Raw genomic sequence first — 18,657 nt, forward strand, 5'->3', positions numbered from 1 at the left:
GCCCTTCCAAACACGGCGCCGAACGGTGCCGACCCCCGAGGCGTCCCGTGCGTCTGCTCGAACTTCGCCGCCTGTTTCCCGTGCGGACGCTGCGCGTCCGCCTGATGCTGACCTCGCTCCTGGTGGTCGCGCTGCCGATCGCCATCGTCGGCGTGGCGCTGGAGCGCGAGGGCCGGCAGGCGCTGCGCAGCGAGAAGGAGGACAAGCTCTTCGCGCTGGCGCGGGTGCTCGATCTCGAGCTCGGCCCCGGCGGCTACGACGCGCTGATCGCCGACCTGCCGACCGGCTGGACCGATCGCGCCGCGGCGATCCGGCATCTCAACCGCAAGCTCGCGCCGGCCACCGACCGGGTCGCCGACGCGGCGCCCGGCGTCGGCGTCGGTTATTATTCGCGGCGGCTCGACGCGATCGTCACCTACGGCCCGAGCCGCGACCACGCCAACACGGTCGGCCTGTCGATCCCGGAGGATCATCCGGGCCGCGACGTGATGGCGACCAAGGTGCCGCGCGCCGAGGCCGGCACGCTGGTGCGCGGGCCGATCCTCAACGCCATGCTGCCGATCATCCGCGACGGCGAGGCGATCGGCTACATCTGGTCGAACGAGTTCTCGTCCGCCATCGAGGCGCAGGCCAGCGCCATCGACCTCGCCGTGGTGGTGGCGAGCGTCGGCGGGCTCGTCGTCGCCTTCGGCATCATCAGCGTGCTGTCGCGTCGACTGTCGCGCGAGGTCGGCGTGATCGTGCACGGGCTCGCGGCGATGAAGCGCGATCTCCGACGGCCGATCCCGGCGCTGCGCGACGAGCTCGGCGAGATCGTCGAGGCGATCAACGGCATGGCGAAGGCGCTCAACGACGCGCGCTCGCTCAACGAGAACATCCTGGCGAGCGTCGCCGACGCGATCGTCGCGGTCGATCTCGAGGGGCGCGTCACCGCCGTGAACCCGGCGGCCGAGCATCTCTACGGCGTCACCTCGGCGGAGGTGATCGGAAAGCCCTATCGCAGCCTCTTCCCCAAGGAGGCGAGGCTGGACAGCGTGCTGCTCGACACGCTCCAGACCGGCCGGGTGCACGCCGCCGTGACGATCGACCTGCCGCGCGCCGAGCAGACGCTGCGCATCAACGCGACGTCGAGCGTGCTGCGCGACGGCGACGGCAAGCGCATCGGCGCCGTCGTCGTGCTGAAGGACGTGAGCGAGCGCGAGCGCCTGATGGTGCAGGTGATGCGGGCCGACCGCCTCGCCGCGCTCGGCGAGCTCACCGCCGGCATCGCCCACGAGGTGCGCAACCCGCTCACCTCGATCCGCGGCTTCATCCAGTATCTCGACGAGTGCGAGAGCCTGGAGGAGTGGCGCGCCTACGGGCCGCTGATCATCCGCCAGGTCGACAGCCTCAACCACCTGGTCGGCGAGCTGCTGGCCTTCGGCCGGCCGCAGCCGCCCCGCATCGCCACCGTGGACGTGCCGCAGCTGATCAAGGAGATGGCGTTCCTGGCGCGCGGCAAGTCGGACGCGCGGATCGAGCTCGCCTGCGACGGCAGCTTCCCGACCATCGAGGCGGACGGCGAGGCGCTGAAGCAGGCGCTCCTCAATCTGATCATCAACGCCATCCAGGCGATCCCGGACGGCGGCACCGTGACGGTCTCGACCCGCACCGAGGGCGAGCACGTCGCCATCGTGGTCAAGGACGACGGCGTCGGCGTCGCGCCGGAAAACCTCGACAAGGTCTTCGACCCGTTCTTCTCCACCAAGCCGTCCGGCACCGGCCTCGGCCTCGCCATGGTCCACCGCATCGTCGATGCCCATGGCGGCGTGATCACGATCGACAGCGCGCCCGGCAAGGGCACCGTGGTCGAGATCCGGCTGCCGATCGTCCACCACGACCAGACCCCCGAGCCCGTCTCATGAGCGTCCCCGCCCCCGCCGTCCTGATCGTCGACGACGACGAAGCGATCCGCCGCATGCTCGCGGCCGTGCTGACCAAGGAGGGCTGCGCCGTCACCGAGGCGGGCGACGGCGTCGAGGCGACCGAGGCGTTCCGCCGCCGCCACGCCGACGTGGTGCTGATGGACATCCGCATGCCGCACATGAACGGCCTCGACGCCATGAAGGCGATCCTGGAGGTCGACCGCGGCGCCGCCGTGATCCTGATGACGGCCTTCGCCGAGGTCGGCACCGCCGTGAAGGCGATGCGCGACGGCGCCTTCGACTACGTGATCAAGCCGTTCGACATCGAGGAGATCCGCGTCCTGGTGCGGCGCGCGCTCGAGATCCGCACCATGCGGGCCGACATCGTGTCGCTGCGCCGCGAGCTGTCGGAACGCTACGGCGCCGAGGGCATCCTCACCGACAATCCGCGCATGATGGAGCTGCGGGCGACCGTCGCCAAGGTCGCCCGCTCCAACGCCACCGTGCTGATCCAGGGTGAGAGCGGCACCGGCAAGGAGCTGGTCGCCGCCGCCGTGCACTACGGCTCGCCGCGCGCCACCGGCCCGTTCGTCAAGGTGAACTGCGCGGCGATTCCCGAAGGCCTGCTGGAGAGCGAGTTCTTCGGCCACGAGAAGGGCGCCTTCACGGGGGCGGTCGGGCGCCGGCGCGGCCGCTTCGAGCAGGCCGAGCACGGCACCCTGTTCCTCGACGAGATCGGCGAGATCTCCACCGGCCTGCAGGTGAAGCTCCTGCGCGTGCTGCAGGAGCGCGAGTTCGAGCGGGTCGGCGGATCGAGCCCGATCAAGACCGACGTGCGCATCGTCGCCGCCACCAACCGCGATCTCGAGAGCATGGTGAAGACAGGCACGTTCCGCCAGGATCTGTTCTTTCGCCTCAACGTGGTGACGCTCAAGACGATCCCCCTGCGCGAGCGGCCCGAGGACATCCGCCTGCTCGCCGCGCATTTCCTGGAGCGGTTCACGGCCCAGAACGACGTCGTCATCCGCGGCTTCGATCCGGCCGCGATGGAGAGCATGCTGGCCTATCCGTGGCCCGGCAACGTGCGCGAGCTCGCCAACGCGGTCGAGCGCGCCGTGGTGATGAGCACGTCGAGCGTCATCCTGCCGGAGGATTTGCCGGACAGCCTGCGGGCCGAGCGCAACGCGCTCGCCGCGGCGGGCGTCGAGAGCCTCGCGGATCTCGACGGCGTCGAGATCGGCCGGCCGCTGCGCGAGCTGGTCGGCGAGTTCGAGACCCGGGTGATCCGCGCCGCGCTGGCCCACAACGGCGGCAACCGCGCCCGCACCGCCATCGCGCTCGGCATCAGCCGCCGCGCCCTGCTCTACAAGCTGCAGGAGTACGGCCTCGGCGCACGCGAAGGGGCGGAGTAGCCGTCGTCGTCATTGCGGGGCGCGGCGAAGCCGCGCGCCGGGACTCCATGTTCCCTGTACCGGCGGCTCACGACGGTCCGGGCGTACGGGTCGCCGGCCAGCGCCATGCAGCGCGCGCCCGGGACGACCGGGGTCCCGGTTCAGCGGCCGGTCGGAGCGTCACCTGTCGGAGCGTCACCCGTCAGAGCGTCACCTGGGCGTGGCCGCAGTCCTTGCAGGTGTAGCGCACCCGGTTCTGCCCCTTGGGGGCCGACACCTTGTTGACGGCGCCGCACTTGCCGCACACCGCGTCGATCCGGGTGTCACCCTGCTTGATGGTGAGGCCGCGACGCTCGATCGCCTCCCGCACCAGGCGCTCGGTCTCCTCGCGCATCGCCTGCTTCGACATGTCACCCCGTTCTCGGCTGTTCGTGCTCGCCGGCAGGAGTAGACCGGGAGTCGGCGGGGGGCAAGCCGGCCCGGGCACAGGGCGCCATTTCTCTCGGAGGGTTGACCACGGGGCACAGCATCGGCCGAGTCGGAATGAAAGGCAGCCTTGCATATGGAAGACCAAGGCCCCCATATTAAAGGCTGCCTTTAATATGGACGACATGCCGGCCCATGCGTAAGGCTGACGATCATAGCGAAGCCGGCCCCGCGTCTCCGGGTCGATCGGGCCGCTGGGTGCGGCAGCCCGCGGGATACCGCGCTTTCGTTCCGGCGCCGCTGCCGCCCGCTCCGCCCGTGCGGATCGATGCCCCGCTGCAGCGGCTCCTGTCCGAGGCGGACCTCGCGATGGGCCGGCTCGACGGTTCGATCCAGATCCTGCCGAATCCCGACCTGTTCGTCTTCATGTATGTCCGCAAGGAAGCGGTGCTCTCCAGCCAGATCGAAGGGACCCAGAGCTCGCTCCAGGACCTGCTGGCGGCCGAAGCGAGCATTTTCGGGCCGGAGCACCCCAGCGACGTCGACGAGGTGATCAACTACGTCGCCGCCATGAACCACGGGCTCGGGCGGCTCGCCGAGCTGCCCGTATCGGCCCGGCTCATCCGCGAGATCCACGAGCGCCTGCTGCATGGCGTCCGCGGTGCGCACCTGACGCCCGGCGAGTTGCGGCGCTCGCAGAACTGGATCGGCCCGGGCGGCTGCACGCTGGCCGAGGCGACCTTCGTGCCGCCACCGCCGCACGAAGTACCGGAGGCGCTCGGCGCCCTGGAACGGTTTCTCCACGCCGGCGACGACCTGCCTCTGCTGATCAAGATCGGGCTCGCGCACGCCCAGTTCGAGACCATCCATCCGTTCCTCGACGGCAACGGCCGCGTCGGCCGCCTCCTGGTGACCTTCCTGCTGTGCGAGAAGGGCGTGCTGCGAAAGCCCGTGCTCTACCTGTCGCACTACTTCAAGCGGCACAGGCAGCAATATTACGATCTGCTGCAGGCGACGCGCGACCGCGGCGACTGGGAGGCCTGGCTCGCCTTCTTCCTGCGCGGTGTCGCCGAGGTCAGCGTCCAGGCCACCGAGACGGCGCGTCGCATCCTGGCGTTGCGCGAAGCCCATCGCGCCGCCATCGCCGAAGGACTCGGCCGCGCCGCGGGTAACGGCCATCGTGTGCTGGAGCACCTCTACGAGCGCCCGATCGTCTCCGTCGGCGACGTCCAGGCCCTGATCGCCACCACCTACCCGTCGGCGAACCACCTCGTCGGCCGCATGGAGAAGCTCGGCATTCTCGAAGAGATCACCGGCCAGACCCGCCACCGCCGTTTTCGCTACGGGCCGTATATCCGGCTGTTCGATGAGAACGGGGACAGGGGCGGAGCGTGAGCGCCGGTATCGGAATTGCGTTGCTAAAACGCTCCAATCGACGGAAGCGGCTGTCGGAGCAATCTCATCCAGGCGTCGAAAACGTTTTGAAAAACCGATGAAAGCGCGCGTTTTTCACCGGCCTTCCGTGACACGATCACCTGTTCTGCCCCACCATACTTTCCTTCACCAGACCGCAGGCCCCCGAACCCGGAGCTAACAGCAATCACCGCATCGGCACCGCGGATGGACGTGTTCTCGCGATCCGGCACGCAGTGCTTGAACGCGTCTGCGACGTCTCTCAACAACGAGACGTCTGCGACTTGATCGCTGGTCCTCAAGAACAAGCAACAGCCTTGCACGGCGGATCGGACATCGGCGATCGTACTGAACGACGGCAGCTCGGGTGACGGTGCCTTGAGCGCCACATCCGAGAGCTGATGGAGTTCGATCGCGGCAGTGCGAGCACGACGCAAGACTTCGTGCCTTGTCGATTCAATCTCGGTCGCATTCCCTCTTTCATGCGCCGCATCCAAGCGCAATTCAGCGTCTCTGTATTCCATCAGAGCTGGACGGACGATACGCTGAAGGTGCTCCAAAACGGCGTCCACGGCCGCACCCTCACGCCTCGATGACGATCCGCGGCGCCGCGCGGCCCCCCGCGCCGGCGAGCTGATCGCGCACCTTCGTGGCGATATCCCGATAGATCACCGCGTGCGGGCCGTCCGGCTCGGTCGCCACCACGGGGCGGCCGGCGTCGGAGGTCTCGCGGATGTCCATGTGGAGCGGCACCTCGCCGAGGAACGGCACGCCGAGGCGGGCGGCCTCGTCGCGGGCGCCGCCGTGGCCGAAGATGTCGGAGCGGGTGCCGCAGTTCGGGCAGAGGAAGTAGCTCATGTTCTCGACGATGCCGAGCACCGGCACGTTGACGCGGCGGAACATGGCGATGCCGCGCCGCGCGTCGATCAGCGCGAGGTCCTGCGGGGTCGAGACGATCACGGCGCCCTTGAGCGGCACCTGCTGGGCCATGGTGAGCTGGGCGTCGCCGGTGCCGGGCGGCATGTCGACCACCAGCACGTCGAGCGTGCCCCAGTCGACCTCGCGCAGCATCTGGGTCAGCGCCGACATCACCATCGGGCCGCGCCAGATCATCGGCGTCTCCTCTTCCACCAGGAAGCCGATCGACATCACCTCGAGGCCGAAGCCCTTCAGCGGGATGAGCTTGTTGCCGGGGCCCATCTGCGGCTTGCCCTTGAGGCCGAGCAGGCGCGGCACCGAGGGGCCGTAGATGTCGGCGTCGAGCAGGCCGACCCGCAGGCCGATCGCCGCGAGCCCGAGGGCGAGATTGACCGAGGTGGTCGACTTCCCCACCCCGCCCTTGCCCGAGGCGACCGCGATGATCGACGCCACGCCCGGCACGGCCGGCTGCTGCGGCGCGCCGCCGCCGCCATGGCCGTGCGCATGCCCGTGGCCGCCGCCGGCCGGCGCCGCGGCGGGACGCGCCGCCGCACCGCCGCCGCTGCGCTCGGCGGTCAGCGCCACCATGGCCGAGGTGATTCCGGGGATCGCCCGCACCGCCGCCTCGGCGGCGGCACGCACCGGATCCCAGGCCTTCACGGCGGCGGCGTCGACCGTGATCGAGAAGAACACCTTGCCGTCGCCGACGACGATCTCCGAGAGCGTGCCGGACTCGGTGAGCGGCCGGCCGTCCGGGGTCTTCACCGTCGCGAGGCTCGCGAGAACGTCGTTCCTGGTCGGCGCCATGCTGGTCTCCCCTGCCCGGCCCGCGGCCGGTTTCCCCCGGCCCGGACGGAGTCTGCCCGGTTCGCCGGGCCGTGGTCGGGTGAACATAGGGGCGTCCGGGCCCGGGTCAACGGCGGGTCCCGCCGCTGCTTGCGGCTTTCACGGCCGTGCGGCGAAAGGCGCCTACCCCATCTTCAGCCCGACGATGCCGAGCACGATGAGGCCGACCGAGGCGAAGCGGATCGTCGAGGCGGGGTCGCCGAACGCCCAGACGCCGACCAGGAAGGCGCCGACCGCGCCGATCCCGGTCCACACCGCATAGGCGGTGCCCATCGGGATCTCGCGCTGCGCCAGGAGCAGCAGGGCGCCGCTCGCCGTGATGCAGGCGACGGCGAACACGATCCACAGCCAGCGGATGCCCTGCGGCGTCCAGCCGAGCTTCAGGCCGATCGGCCAGCCGATCTCGCAACAGCCTGCCAGCAGCAGAAACACCCACGCCATGCCGATCTCCGTCCGGTTCCGGCCCGCCGCGCGGGCCGGTCCCCCGGTCTGCACCGGGACGGGTTGACGAGGCGGGTCGGCCGGCACATAGCCAGCCTCCACGTCACCTGCAAGACAGCGGACCGGGCGCCGGACCGCGCATCCAAAGGACATCGACATGGCGAAAGTCGCCTTTCTGGGCCTCGGCGTGATGGGCTACCCGATGGCCGGCCACCTCGTCCAAAAGGGCGGCCACGAGGTCACGGTGTACAACCGCTCCGCCGAGAAGGCGCAGCGCTGGGTGTCGCAGTTCGGCGGTCGCGCGGCGCCGACGCCGCGCGAGGCGGCGGCCGGCCAGGACTTCGTGATGGCCTGCGTCGGCAACGACGACGACCTGCGCCAGGTGACGCTCGGGCCGGATGGCGCCTTCCAGGCGATGGGCAAGGGCAGCGTGTTCGTCGACCACACCACGGCCTCGGCCGAGGTGGCGCGCGAGCTCGCCGCGGCGGCCGCGGCGGCCGGCTTCGCGGCCATCGACGCGCCGGTGTCGGGCGGCCAGGCCGGCGCCGAGAACGGGGTTCTGACCGTGATGTGCGGCGGCGACGCGGCCGCCTATGCCCGCGCCGAGCCGGTGATCGCCGCCTATGCGCGCGCCTGCACCCTGATGGGCGAGGCGGGGGCCGGCCAGCTCGCCAAGATGTGCAACCAGATCTGCATCGCCGGCGTCGTCCAGGGACTCGCCGAATCGCTGCACTTCGCGATGCGGGCCGGGCTCGACACCGAGAAGCTGATCGCCACCATCTCCAAGGGGGCCGCGCAGTCCTGGCAGATGGAGAACCGCTACAAGACCATGGTGGCGGGCGAGTTCGACTTCGGCTTCGCGGTCGACTGGATGCGCAAGGACCTCGACATCGTGCTCGCCGAGGCGCGCCGCAACGGCGCCAAGCTGCCGGTCACGGCGCTGGTCGACCAGTTCTACGCCGACGTCCAGGAGATGGGCGGGCGGCGCTGGGACACGTCGAGCCTGATCGCCCGGCTGCAGCGCTGAGCGGCCGGGGCGCCGTCGCGCCCGTCACCGGGGCCGGAATCGCAACGGGCGCCGCGGTCGCGGCGCCCGTCGGCGTTTCGGCGGTCGCGGGTCGCCGGCTCGGCCGGCCGGCCCGCGGTCAGCGGCAGACCTGCTGGCCGTTGATCACGACGCAGCGCTTCGGCGGCGGCGCGGCCGGGCGCGGCGGCGGTGGCGGCGCGGCGCGGGCGACCGGCGGGGCCGGCCGGGCGGGCGGCGGGGCGGCCCGCATCGGCGGCGGGGCCGGACGGACCATCGGCGGCGGCGGGCGGTTCACCACCGGGGGCGGACGATTCACCACCGGCGCAGGCCGGTTCACCGCGGCGGGCGGCGGCGGACGGTTGACGATGCGGGGCGGCGGCGGGGTGCGCACCGCGGTCGGCGGCGGCGCGGTCCGCACCGGCGGTCCCGTGCGCACCGGCGGCGGCCGATTGACCACCTGGGGCGGCGGCGGACGGTTCACCACGGCCGGCGGCGTGCGGCCGGGCGGGACCACCGGCCGCGGCCCGACCGCGGGCGGTCCGGGCGGCCGCGAGACCACGCCGGCCGGCGGCGGTCCACCGGGTCCGCCGGGGCGGACGTTCGGGCCGACCGGGCGACCGCCGGGCCCGACCGGGCCGACGGGACGGACAGTGGTGCCGGGAGGACCGACCGGGCGGACGTTCGGTCCCGGCCGCACGCCGGGACCGCCGGCCGGCGGCAGGGTGACGACGCCCTGCGGCGGCGGACCGCCCGGGCCGCCGGGACGCACGGCCGGAGCACCGGGACCGCCGGGTGCGACCACGCCGGGCCCGCCGCCCCCAAACCCGCCGGGGCGAACGCCTGGACCGGGACCGACCGGACCGGGACCGACCACGCCGGGTCCACCCGGGCGGAAGCCCGGTCCCGGCCCTACGGGCCCCGGCCCCACGGGCCGCGGCCCGCCCGGACGGATCACCGGGCCGGGCCCGGGCGGCAGCGGCCGCCCCGGCAGCACGACCGGGATGCGCACGCCCGGCCGCACCCGCGGGATCACGGGCATCACCCGCACCGGCGGCAGGCCGCCGTAGAAAACGGGCGGCGGCGGCGGCGGCAGGTCGACCCACCAGCGCGGCCGCGGCGCGATCAGGAACACGGGCGGCGGCGGCGCCGGCGGATAGTCGTCGTAGTAGAAGCCGACCGGCTCGTCCGGCAGCGGCGGCGGCACGTCGGCGAACTCGACCGGCGCGAAGTCGGGCGGCGGCTCGTAGGCGGCGGAGAGGCGGGCGAGCCGGCGCCGCGCGTCGGCCGCATAGATGCCCTTCGGATAGCGGCGCAGATAGGTCCAGTAGGACTGCGGCGAGTCGATCTCGACCGCCTTCATCCAGGCGAGCGCCTCGCGCCGTGCCCGGATGATCACCCACACCCGCTTGGCATAGGGGCTCTGCGGATAGGTCTCGACGAACTCCACGTAGCCGGCGAGGTCGTCGCGCTCGACCGCGGCCGCATAGGCCTCGTCGGCCGGGATGTCGCGGAACGGCCGGCGCTCGCGCACCGGCGCGGCCAGCGCCGGGGCCGGCGCGTCGGGCGCCGCCTCGGCCGGCACCAGCACGACCGGCTGGGTCAGGGCCGAGACGTCCCACGGGGTCTGCCGCCCCTCGGTGATCTGGTGGGTGCGGGCGCGGATGCGGGTGAACACCTCAGGCAGGTCGAGCCCGCCGGCCCGCACCATCTCGGCGATGGCGGTGGCATAGGCGCCGTAGGCGCCCTGCCCGGCGTTCGGATCGGCGATGTCGGGGGCGATCTGGCCGGGGCCGGCCGAGAAGCCGATCAGCATGCCGGGTGGCGCCTCGACGGCGACCAGACCGGGCGGCAGCCCCTGCTCGGCGATGCGGAACGGCAGCTTGCGGGCGGCATCGAGGACCAGGACCCGGGCGCGCGCCGGCGCGCCGGCGAGCGAGCGCACCAGATCGGAGACGCGCACCGCCTCGAGCGGCACGTCGCTCTCGCGCTCCAGCCGGGCGTCGATGCCGGCCAGGTAGTTCTCGCCCTCGAAGGCGAAGCCGTAGCCCGACAGGTAGACGAAGCCGACCGCGTCGGGTCCCGCCGCCTCGAGCTTGGCCAGATATTCCCGGAACGACCGGACCAGGTCGGAGGCGCCGAGATCGGCGCCCTCGACGATCTCGAAGCCGACCGAGCGCAGCGCCTCCGCCACCAGGCCCGCGTCGTTGAGGGCGGTCGCGAGCGGCGCCGTCTGGTAGGCGGCATTGCCGACCACGAAGCCGATCCGCGGCGGACCGGCCGGCCCCTGATCCGAGGTCTGCGCCACCGAAACCGATGCCCCCGCCCCCGCGATCATCACGAGGGCGGCGCAGAACGCCACGAACCGCCTGAACATGTTTGTCCCCGCACTGCGGCCGTCGCGGCCGGCATCCCGTGACGCTGGCGCGACATTGCAACCGATTTACGGCTATGCGACCGGAAGGGGTGCCCCCGCAACGGTTTTTTAACCATGCGGGGCGGAGCCCGGCAGTTTTTTCCCGCCCGATGCGGCTTTCCAGAGGCAAGCCCCGGTTATTACCGCGTTTTCGCCATCACACCTAACGCGGGCCTAAGCCTGAAGTTAAGGATTTTGCCGCAGCCTCGGAGCGAACGCCGAGCACAGTACGCATGCCTCTCGATTTCTCCGAAACGCCTGCCTCGCCCCCGGCCGACAGGACCGAGGTGGTGCGCCGACGTCTGGCGGCGCAGCGGGTGCGCGAGGCGCGCGACCGGCTGACCTCGACGACCGGGACGCGGCCGGCCTTCGACACCGAGCTGCTGCGCCAGTTCGCCCAGAACCGGCTGTCCGGATCGCTCGTCATCCTGATGCTGATCGTCTCGATCGGCTTCCTGGCGGGCGTGTGGGGCGACCCGCTCGCGGCCGGCGCCTGGACCGCCGCCATGCTGGTGATCCACCTCGTCATCGTGCTCAAGTGCCGCCGCTTCCTGGCCGAGTCCGGCAACGCCGTGAACGGCCGGGCGTGGCGGCTGCGCTTCATCGTGCTCGACCTGTTCTTCGGGCTGGCCTGGATGTTCCAGCTCACCCACCCGGTCGGCCCCCACGAGAGCGCCGCGACCTTCAACCTGTTCGTCATGCTGCTGGTGGTGGCGATCGCCAGCATGCTGGCGTCGAGCCTGCCCGTCGCCGTGCTGGCGGCGACGACGCCGGTGACCGTGGCGGTCGCCCTCAACTTCGTGCTCGCCGGCACGGTGCAGGGCTGGATCCTCGCCGCCATGGCGGTGACGGCGCAGATCTACTTCGTCCTCCTGTCGTTCCGCATCTACTCGTCGAACCTGGCGACGCTCGAGGCGCGGGCCGAGAAGGACGCGCTGATCGCCGAGCTCGAGCAGGCCAAGGCCAAGTCCGACGAGGCGCGGCGCCGCGCCGAGGGCGCCAACATCGCGAAGTCCCGCTTCCTCGCCCAGATGAGCCACGAGCTGCGCACGCCGCTCAACGCCATCCTGGGGTTCTCCGAGGTGATGAAGAACGAGATTTTCGGGCCGCACACCGTCGCGGTCTACAAGGACTACTCCAACGACATCCACAATTCGGGCGTCCACCTGCTCGGCCTGATCAACGAGATCCTCGACCTGTCGCGCATCGAGGCGGGCCGCTACGAGCTCAACGAGGAGCTGGTCGGGCTGGTGCAGACCGTCGAGGAGTGCCACCACCTCCTCAAGATGCGGGCCAAGACGCGCGGCATCGCCATCCACGAGTGCTTCGAGCCCGACATGCCGAAGCTGTGGGCGGACGAGCGGGCGGTGCGGCAGGTGTGCCTGAACCTGCTGTCCAACGCGATCAAGTTCACGCCGCAGGGCGGCGAGGTGTGGCTGAAGGTCGGCTGGACCCATGCGGGCGGCCAGTATCTCAGCGTGCGCGACAACGGCTCCGGCATCTCCGAGGAGGAGATCCCGATCGTGCTCGACTCGTTCGGCCAGGGCTCCAACGCCATCAAGTCGGCCGAACAGGGAGCCGGGCTGGGATTGCCGATCGTCAAAAGCATCATCGACCTGCACGGCGGCACCTTCACGCTGCGCTCCAAGCTGCGCGAGGGCACCGAGGTGGTGGTGACGTTCCCGCCCGAGCGGGTGATGACGGCCCTGGAGCCGATCCCGGAGCAGGGTCCGGTGGTGCCCTCCGACACGCCGCCGCCGATGCCGAGCGGCCGGGACGGGCCGGTGTCGCTGCGCCAGCGGCTGCGCATGTTCAAGCTGGAGAACTGAGCGGGCCGTCTCGGGCTTCCGGTTTCGACGAAATGCCGCGCCCCGGAGGGGGCGGCCGTGGTTGTTTTCCCGCCGGCCCGGACTATGGTCCGGGGTCCCGTCCGGGGCGAATCGAGGTGTCTGGACGTGTTGACGATGCGTCGTTCCGCCGTGTGGTTCCTTCTCCTGGCCGCCTTTGCGGGCCTGGCGCTGCTGCTGGCGCAGCGCTCGGGGCGGACCGAGCTGTCCGACGGCGACATCGCCTCCCTGATCGTCAAGCTCGGCTTCATCGCCCTGCTGAGCGGCGCCGTGCTGACCCTGTTCCGCGACCGCTTCGCCCAGGCCGTGCAGTGGGCCCTGATCTGGGCCGTGATCGGCCTCCTGCTGGTCGCCGGCTACACCTACCGGTTCGAGCTCAAGGACGCCGGCGAGCGGATGATGGCCGAGATGCTGCCGGGCCGCGCCGCGACCCGCGGCAAGGTCGTCGAGGTGGCGCGCGGCCAGGCCGGCGACTTCAAGATCGGCACCAAGGTCAACGGCGCCGCCGTGCCGATGGTGCTCGACACCGGCGCCAGCGCCGTGGTGCTGACCCACGAGGCCGCCAAGGCGGCCGGCCTGCCGCTCGACTTCATCAAGTACAACGTCAACGTCGACACGGCCAACGGCCGCGCCCAGGCGGCCGCCGTGACGCTCGACCGCATCACGGTCGGCGGCATCGTCGAGCGCTCGGTGCCGGCCCTGATCGCCCCGCCCGGCCAGCTCAAGGTGAGCCTGCTCGGCATGAGCTTCCTGGACCGGCTGGAGAGCTGGGAGGTCCGTGGCGGCAAGCTGGTGATGCGGACGCACTGACCGGGCGCCGCGGGCCGGACGGGCGCCGGGCCGCGGCGCTATTTCAGCGACAGGGCCATGCCGCTGAGGTCGAGATTGGCGATCAGGCCGACCTGGCGGCCCTGCAGCTCGAGCACGGCGCCCTTCTGGTTGCGCAGCACGATCGCCTGGGCGCCCGGGCCGAGCGCCCCGCCGGCGCCGGCCGCGCCGTAGACGCCGGCGACGTCGGAGGGCCGGCGGATGTTGCTCACCCGGCCGTAGAGATTCGCCTTCGAGGCGCCGAAGACGAGGCCGGCCGACAGGCCGCCGATCGACAGCGGATACTTGCGCCCCTGGAACGTCAGGGTGCCGGTGCCGCCCGAGCCGCCGATGAACCAGCCGCCCTTGTAGATGGTCAGCGAGATGCTGCCGCTCTCCGCCTGCGCGGCCGAGGCGGCGCCGAGGACCACGGCGGCGGCGACGAGCGCGGTGCGAAATCCCGAAACGATGCGCATGAAGGTTCTCCCCCGTCGGGCGCCCCGCGCCCGAATCACACGGCCGCCAGAGTGTCGCACGAGTGCGGCGCGAGCGGGGTCGGAGCCGGACGAGGCGCCCGCCGGCGCGACACCTTGCTGGATCGCGGCGGAACGCACTACCATTGCGGCGCGTCTTGCCGCGCCCCGTGACCGTCCGGCGTCCGAGCCCGCGAGCGAGCGACAGTTCGCGCGTTCCCGAACCACCCGCGGAGTCGCGGCGTCACCCGCGGCGGGCGCCAGCCCGGCCGGCACGCCGACGGTCCGCTGTCCTGCGAGGCTCTCCATGACGGACTGCACCGAGAAGCACCACGACGACCATCCTCACCGGCACGCTCCCGGCTGCGGCCACACGGCCGTGAAGCACGACGGCCACATCGACTATCTGCACGACGGCCATCTCCACCACATGCACGGCGACCATGTCGACGAGCACGTCATCGCGGTGGACGACACGAACCCGGTGCGCTGCACGCCCGAGGTGAGGTGCGACCACGTCCACGGTCCGGGCTGCGGCCACGAAGCGGTGCCGCACGGCGACCATGTCGACTATCTGGTGAACGGCCGGCTGCATCATCAGCACGGCGACCACTGCGACGACCACGGGCCGCTGGAGACGGCCTGAGAGCGGCGCCGCCGCAGCGATGCGCCCCGTCCGGCGCCTGTGGATCGGCCCCGCCGTGGCGCTCGGGCTGGTCGCGCCGCTGCAGTTCGCGGCCGTGACGGCCGTCGACGTCGCCGACCCGGTGGCGGCGCTGACCCTGTTCCTGGCCCTGGCCGCGGTCGTCGGCGCCTCCTTCGCTCTCGTCGCGTGGCGGCGCTGGACCGCGGCGGCGGTCCGCTGGACGGCGGTGCTGCTGCTCACCGCGCTGCTGACGATCGGCAGCGGGCTGCTGGCCTATGCGGTGCTCGGCGAGCACACGCCGTTCGGCCGCAACATCATGCTGGGGATCGCGCTGTTCGTCGACGCCACGATCCTGCTGCCGGCGGCCGTGGTGGTGCTCGTCCACTGGCTGGCGCTGCGCGTTCCGCCGGCCCCGGCCGGCCCGGCGGACACCACCCGGCGGGAGGGGAGCTAGGCCGGCTCCATGCCGTGCCGGCGCTTCACCGGATCGGCTTCGGCCGACATCAGGAACGCGATCACGGCCCGCGCACCGTCGGCGTCCGGGCTCGCCGCGGCGACGCCCGCCGTGAACACCGTGGTCGACTGGACCGCGGCCGGCAGCCCGCCGACCACCGTGATGCCGGGGATGTTCACCAGCTCGCTGTACTGCTGGAAGCCGAGATCGGCGTCGCCCTTGGCGACCAGCGATCCGACCGGGACGCCGGGCGGAGCCTGCAGGAGGCGGTCGGCCATGCCGGCAGCGAGGCCCCACCGCTCCAGCAGCCGCATCAGATGGTCGCCGCTCGGGCCGGTCGAGTAGCACAGCCGCGTCGCCGACGACACCGCCTCGCGGACCGCGGCCTCGCTGCTCACGTCCGGCGCCGGCCGGCTCGAGGGCACGGCGAGCGCGATGTCCGAGCGGGCGAAGGCGGTCCGGCTCCCGGCGGCGAGCCGTCCCTCGGCCTCCAGCTTCTCCATCGGGCCGGAGGCGAGAAGGACGATGTCCACGGCCTCGCCGGCGCGGACCAGCTTGGCGGCCTCCACGCCGCCCAGCGACCGGACGGCCAGCGCCCGGCCGGTGCGCTGCTCGCACAGCGCCGCGAGCTCGTTCAGGATGTGGCGGGTCGCCATCGACGAGATGCAGGTGATCGGGGATGTCATCCGTGACCTCTGGATCGTGCTTCGCTGCCCGGGTGATCTGTCGCGCTTCGGCCACCCCAGTCAATGGACCGCGTGCGCGTCCCGGCCATGAGTTCTCGCTTTTCGCGCATGCTCACCGGCACGCACCGGGCCGCCGGCGTCTTCGCCGCGCGGCCCGGACCGGCGGCCGGATCAGTTCGGCTTGATGCCCGCCACCTTCGCGGCCTCCCGGCAGAGCGCGAGATCGTTCTTGATGAACGCGGTGAATCCGGCCGGCGTCATCAGATCGGGCGAGACGACGTCGATGCCGAGCTTGGCGAACTGGTCGAGCACGAGCTTCGACCGCAGGGAGACGACCAGCGCCTTCTGTATGGGCGCGATCACCTCCGGCGGGGTGCCGGCCGGCGCGAGCAGCCCGACATAGCTGCCGGCGAGGAAGCCGGCCACGCCGGATTCGATCATGGTCGGGATCTCGGGCGCCACCGGCGAGCGCTTCTCCGCCGCGATCGCGATGATGCGAACCTTGCCCTCCCGGTGCAGCGCGAGCGGAATCGAGAACTCCGTCATCGCGGCGCGGGCGCTTCCGCCGATCAGATCCGGCATGAGGGCGCCGCCGCTCCGGTACGGGACGTGCACCACCGCGGCCCCCGTCTTCGCGGCGAACCGCTCGAGCGTGAAGTGGGTGGCGCTGCCGTAGCCGCTGGTCGCGACCTCGATCGCCCGGGTCTTGGACAGGGCGACGAACTCGGCGATCGTCTTCGCCTCCAGGGAGGGGTGGACGACGAGCGCATGCGGCACGATGCTGGTCAGCCCGATCGGCGCCAGATCCCTCAGCGTGTCGTAACCGACCTTCGCCTGGATGAACTGGTTGTTCACGAGCGGTCCGTTGGGGCCGATCAGCAGCGTGTAGCCGTCGGGCGTCGACTTCGCCACCATGTCGGCGCCGATGCTGCCGCCGGCGCCCGGGCGGTTCTCCACGACCACCGGCTGGCCGAGCGTCTCGGTCATGCCCTGCCCGACCAGACGCGCCACCGTGTCGGCGTTTCCGCCGGCCGCGAACGGCACGATGAACCTGACGAAGCGCTCGGGAAACGCGGCGCGGGCCGCCGACGACAGCAGCAGGCCGGTCGAGGCGGCGAGCAGGGTGCGGCGCGACAAAGCCATGGATCCTCTCCTCTCGGCGCGAGCGTCGAACCGAGCCGACGCTCCTGACGCCCACTGACGGATCGGGGGTTCGTTGCGAAAAAGACGACGTCACGGTTGCCAACCGCGCGAACGCTAACACGCGTGCTTCCCGTCCATACAATTCGAAGTATTCGACATTCGATGCATCAGATGCATCCTGGGCCGACGACGCCGATCGGCCGGCCACGTCCGGGCGGCCGAAGACGCGGGCTTATCGGCGCAGCCGTGCGGTCGCGCGGTCGCGCCGCGATGCCCGCGACGCATGCGTCGCGATCGCATCGGCACGTCTACGTGGTTACACCGATCTGAATTCGCTTTGCGTCTTGTGAAGATCGGCCGACAGCTGAGCGAGCGTTGCGCGCCCCCGTTCGACCGATCGAACGCAGTCGCGTCGTTCGCCGCGACGGGCCGATACGATCGCCATCGACCGCGCGGCGCCCGTCGGGCGGTCCGGCGGTCTCACTGCATGCGAGGGTGACGTGCGTGTGGACTTTCTCGGCATCCAGGCCTTCCTGAGCATCGCGGAGCGCGGCAACTTCCAGCGCGCCGCCGCCTATCTGAATCTCTCGCAGACCGCGCTCAGCCATCGCATCCGCAAGCTCGAGGACGATCTCGGGCTCAAGCTGCTGTCGCGGACCAGCCGTCCGGTGACGCTCACCAGCGCCGGCATGAAGCTCCTGCCGAAGGCGCAGGCGACCATCGAGGAGCTGTCCGCCACCATGGAGGAGCTGCGGCAGCAGGGGCGCTCCGGGCAGCGCCGCCTGTCGATCGGCTGCCTGCCGACGCTGGCCGAACGCTACCTGCCGCCCATCCTCAACCGGTTCAAGCAGCGCCACCCCGACGTCGCGGTGCGGGTCCACGACAATTCGGCGACCGAGATCAGCGCGATGGTGCAGGCCGGCACGATCGAGTTCGGGGTGACCATCGTGGCCGCCAACAGTGCCGATCTCACGGTCAGCATCCTGCTCAAGGAGCCCTATGTGCTCGTCTGCGCCGGCGATCATCCGCTGGCCCGCGAGACGGCGGTGAACTGGGACGCGCTGGTGCGCTTCCCGCTGATCCGGGTCAGCCCGCAGACCGGCAACCGCATCCTGCTCGACGACGCGCTGGGCAGCCGGCGCGAGAAGCTGCAGTGGCTCTACGAGGTTCAGCACACCTCGACCGCCATCAAGCTCGCCGCCGAAGGCGTCGGCCTGACCATCCTGCCGCGGCTGGCGGTCGCCAACATCGACGGCACGGTGAAGGCGGTGCCGCTGCAGAACCCGAAGGTCACCCGGGCGATCGGCATCGTGTCGCGGGCCGGCGTGCCGCTCTCCTCGCTCGCCGACGAGCTCGCCCAGATCGTCGGGCGCGAGCTGAAGAAGGATCGGCGCCGGCTAGCATGATCTGAATTCATCGTAAGTGACAAACTTCGAATTTTCCGCCGCCCTGCAGCCGCCCTACAGTACGTCCGTCCACCGAAGTTCGACGGTTCGGTCGGGAGGGACATGTCATGCAGAGCGGAATCGACTGGATGATCCTGCGCGGCGGCACGTCCGACACTGCACGTCGTCGCGCCGGCCCGCGCCGGCGCGCTAGCGGCCGCGGCCGGTCGAGAGAGCGCGGCGTCCCCGCACGCTGACGCGCGAGCCGGCCGGCTCCATCCTTCAAAATTCGATCACGTGAGGAGGCCTTCCGGCATGTCCGCGAAGAGCAAGACGGGACTCGTCGTCACCGCCCATCCGGGCGATTTCGTGTGGCGCGCCGGCGGCGCGATCGCGCTGCACGCCAAGAAGGGCTACAAGGTGAAGATCGTCTGCCT

General features: G+C 71.4%; 18 protein-coding genes. 10 read left to right on the plus strand and 8 right to left on the minus strand.

The window, feature by feature from the left end; translation table 11 throughout:
• The first annotated feature begins 47 nt into the window (after window positions 1–47).
• Together atoS and atoC are read left to right on the plus strand one after the other, a co-directional pair.
• Window positions 48–1,904 carry a two-component system sensor histidine kinase AtoS gene (gene atoS / locus J2S22_RS16925; protein WP_272778564.1) on the plus strand — a complete coding sequence of 619 codons (1,857 nt, stop codon included), beginning with the start codon at window positions 48–50 and terminating at the stop codon, window positions 1,902–1,904.
• Window positions 1,901–3,316, plus strand: coding sequence for an acetoacetate metabolism transcriptional regulator AtoC (gene atoC, locus J2S22_RS16930; protein WP_272778565.1), 1,416 nt, complete (start codon window positions 1,901–1,903; stop codon window positions 3,314–3,316). The genes atoS and atoC overlap by 4 nt, the downstream gene beginning before the upstream one ends.
• 181 nt (window positions 3,317–3,497) lie before the next feature.
• On the opposite strand, the gene J2S22_RS16935 is transcribed toward atoC, so the two are convergent.
• On the minus strand, window positions 3,498–3,704 hold the full coding sequence (locus tag J2S22_RS16935; RefSeq protein WP_272778566.1) for a hypothetical protein: 207 nt from the start codon (window positions 3,702–3,704) through the stop codon (window positions 3,498–3,500).
• Window positions 3,705–4,039: 335 nt separating this feature from the next.
• Here J2S22_RS16935 and J2S22_RS16940 point away from each other — a divergent pair, with 335 nt between their 5' ends.
• Complete coding sequence (locus J2S22_RS16940; protein ID WP_272778567.1) at window positions 4,040–5,116, plus strand: Fic family protein; 1,077 nt, start codon at window positions 4,040–4,042, stop codon at window positions 5,114–5,116.
• Between the two features lie 23 nt (window positions 5,117–5,139).
• On the opposite strand, the gene J2S22_RS16945 is transcribed toward J2S22_RS16940, so the two are convergent.
• The 3 genes from J2S22_RS16945 to J2S22_RS16955 form a co-directional block, all read right to left on the minus strand.
• Window positions 5,140–5,706: a hypothetical protein gene (locus J2S22_RS16945; RefSeq protein WP_272778568.1), complete on the minus strand. Its 567-nt coding sequence runs from the start codon at window positions 5,704–5,706 to the stop codon at window positions 5,140–5,142.
• 10 nt (window positions 5,707–5,716) lie between these two features.
• Window positions 5,717–6,859: an Mrp/NBP35 family ATP-binding protein gene (locus J2S22_RS16950; RefSeq protein ID WP_272778569.1), complete on the minus strand. Its 1,143-nt coding sequence runs from the start codon at window positions 6,857–6,859 to the stop codon at window positions 5,717–5,719.
• Between the two features lie 162 nt (window positions 6,860–7,021).
• Entirely contained in the window at window positions 7,022–7,339 is a 318-nt protein-coding gene (locus tag J2S22_RS16955; RefSeq protein WP_272778570.1) for a DMT family transporter, read from the minus strand.
• A 157-nt stretch (window positions 7,340–7,496) separates the two neighbouring features.
• Here J2S22_RS16955 and J2S22_RS16960 point away from each other — a divergent pair, with 157 nt between their 5' ends.
• A complete protein-coding gene (locus tag J2S22_RS16960) occupies window positions 7,497–8,366 on the plus strand; it encodes an NAD(P)-dependent oxidoreductase (protein ID WP_272778571.1) in 870 nt (289 codons plus the stop codon).
• 118 nt (window positions 8,367–8,484) lie between these two features.
• On the opposite strand, the gene J2S22_RS16965 is transcribed toward J2S22_RS16960, so the two are convergent.
• Window positions 8,485–10,740, minus strand: a complete 2,256-nt coding sequence (locus tag J2S22_RS16965) for a caspase family protein (protein WP_272778572.1) — start codon at window positions 10,738–10,740, stop codon at window positions 8,485–8,487.
• Window positions 10,741–11,012: 272 nt separating this feature from the next.
• Here J2S22_RS16965 and J2S22_RS16970 point away from each other — a divergent pair, with 272 nt between their 5' ends.
• Both J2S22_RS16970 and J2S22_RS16975 read left to right on the plus strand, forming a co-directional pair.
• Entirely contained in the window at window positions 11,013–12,608 is a 1,596-nt protein-coding gene (locus J2S22_RS16970; RefSeq protein WP_272778573.1) for a sensor histidine kinase, read from the plus strand.
• 135 nt (window positions 12,609–12,743) lie between these two features.
• The gene (locus tag J2S22_RS16975; protein WP_272778574.1) at window positions 12,744–13,436 is read left to right on the plus strand and encodes a TIGR02281 family clan AA aspartic protease; all 693 of its coding nucleotides are present in this window, start codon (window positions 12,744–12,746) and stop codon (window positions 13,434–13,436) included.
• A gap of 38 nt (window positions 13,437–13,474) precedes the next feature.
• On the opposite strand, the gene J2S22_RS16980 is transcribed toward J2S22_RS16975, so the two are convergent.
• Window positions 13,475–13,909 carry a hypothetical protein gene (locus tag J2S22_RS16980; protein WP_272778575.1) on the minus strand — a complete coding sequence of 145 codons (435 nt, stop codon included), beginning with the start codon at window positions 13,907–13,909 and terminating at the stop codon, window positions 13,475–13,477.
• Between the two features lie 304 nt (window positions 13,910–14,213).
• Between J2S22_RS16980 and J2S22_RS16985 the strand changes: the two genes are divergently transcribed.
• A complete protein-coding gene (locus J2S22_RS16985; RefSeq protein ID WP_272778576.1) occupies window positions 14,214–14,552 on the plus strand; it encodes a hypothetical protein in 339 nt (112 codons plus the stop codon).
• Window positions 14,553–14,571: 19 nt separating this feature from the next.
• The gene (locus tag J2S22_RS16990) at window positions 14,572–15,006 is read left to right on the plus strand and encodes a hypothetical protein (protein WP_272778577.1); all 435 of its coding nucleotides are present in this window, start codon (window positions 14,572–14,574) and stop codon (window positions 15,004–15,006) included.
• On the opposite strand, the gene J2S22_RS16995 is transcribed toward J2S22_RS16990, so the two are convergent.
• Both J2S22_RS16995 and J2S22_RS17000 read right to left on the minus strand, forming a co-directional pair.
• Entirely contained in the window at window positions 15,003–15,692 is a 690-nt protein-coding gene (locus tag J2S22_RS16995; RefSeq protein WP_272778578.1) for a substrate-binding domain-containing protein, read from the minus strand. The two genes, J2S22_RS16990 and J2S22_RS16995, sit on opposite strands and share 4 nt — an antisense overlap.
• Before the next feature lie 171 nt (window positions 15,693–15,863).
• The gene (locus tag J2S22_RS17000) at window positions 15,864–16,835 is read right to left on the minus strand and encodes a Bug family tripartite tricarboxylate transporter substrate binding protein (RefSeq protein WP_272778579.1); all 972 of its coding nucleotides are present in this window, start codon (window positions 16,833–16,835) and stop codon (window positions 15,864–15,866) included.
• 500 nt (window positions 16,836–17,335) lie between these two features.
• Between J2S22_RS17000 and J2S22_RS17005 the strand changes: the two genes are divergently transcribed.
• Together J2S22_RS17005 and J2S22_RS17010 are read left to right on the plus strand one after the other, a co-directional pair.
• The gene (locus J2S22_RS17005) at window positions 17,336–18,241 is read left to right on the plus strand and encodes a LysR family transcriptional regulator (RefSeq protein WP_272778580.1); all 906 of its coding nucleotides are present in this window, start codon (window positions 17,336–17,338) and stop codon (window positions 18,239–18,241) included.
• Between the two features lie 294 nt (window positions 18,242–18,535).
• Window positions 18,536–18,657: PIG-L deacetylase family protein (locus tag J2S22_RS17010; protein ID WP_307155852.1), on the plus strand; the 122-nt coding region annotated here is incomplete at its 3' end.

It is taken from the genome of Rhodoplanes tepidamans, assembly GCF_030813915.1.
GTDB classification, from domain to species: Bacteria; Pseudomonadota; Alphaproteobacteria; order Rhizobiales; family Xanthobacteraceae; genus Rhodoplanes; species Rhodoplanes tepidamans.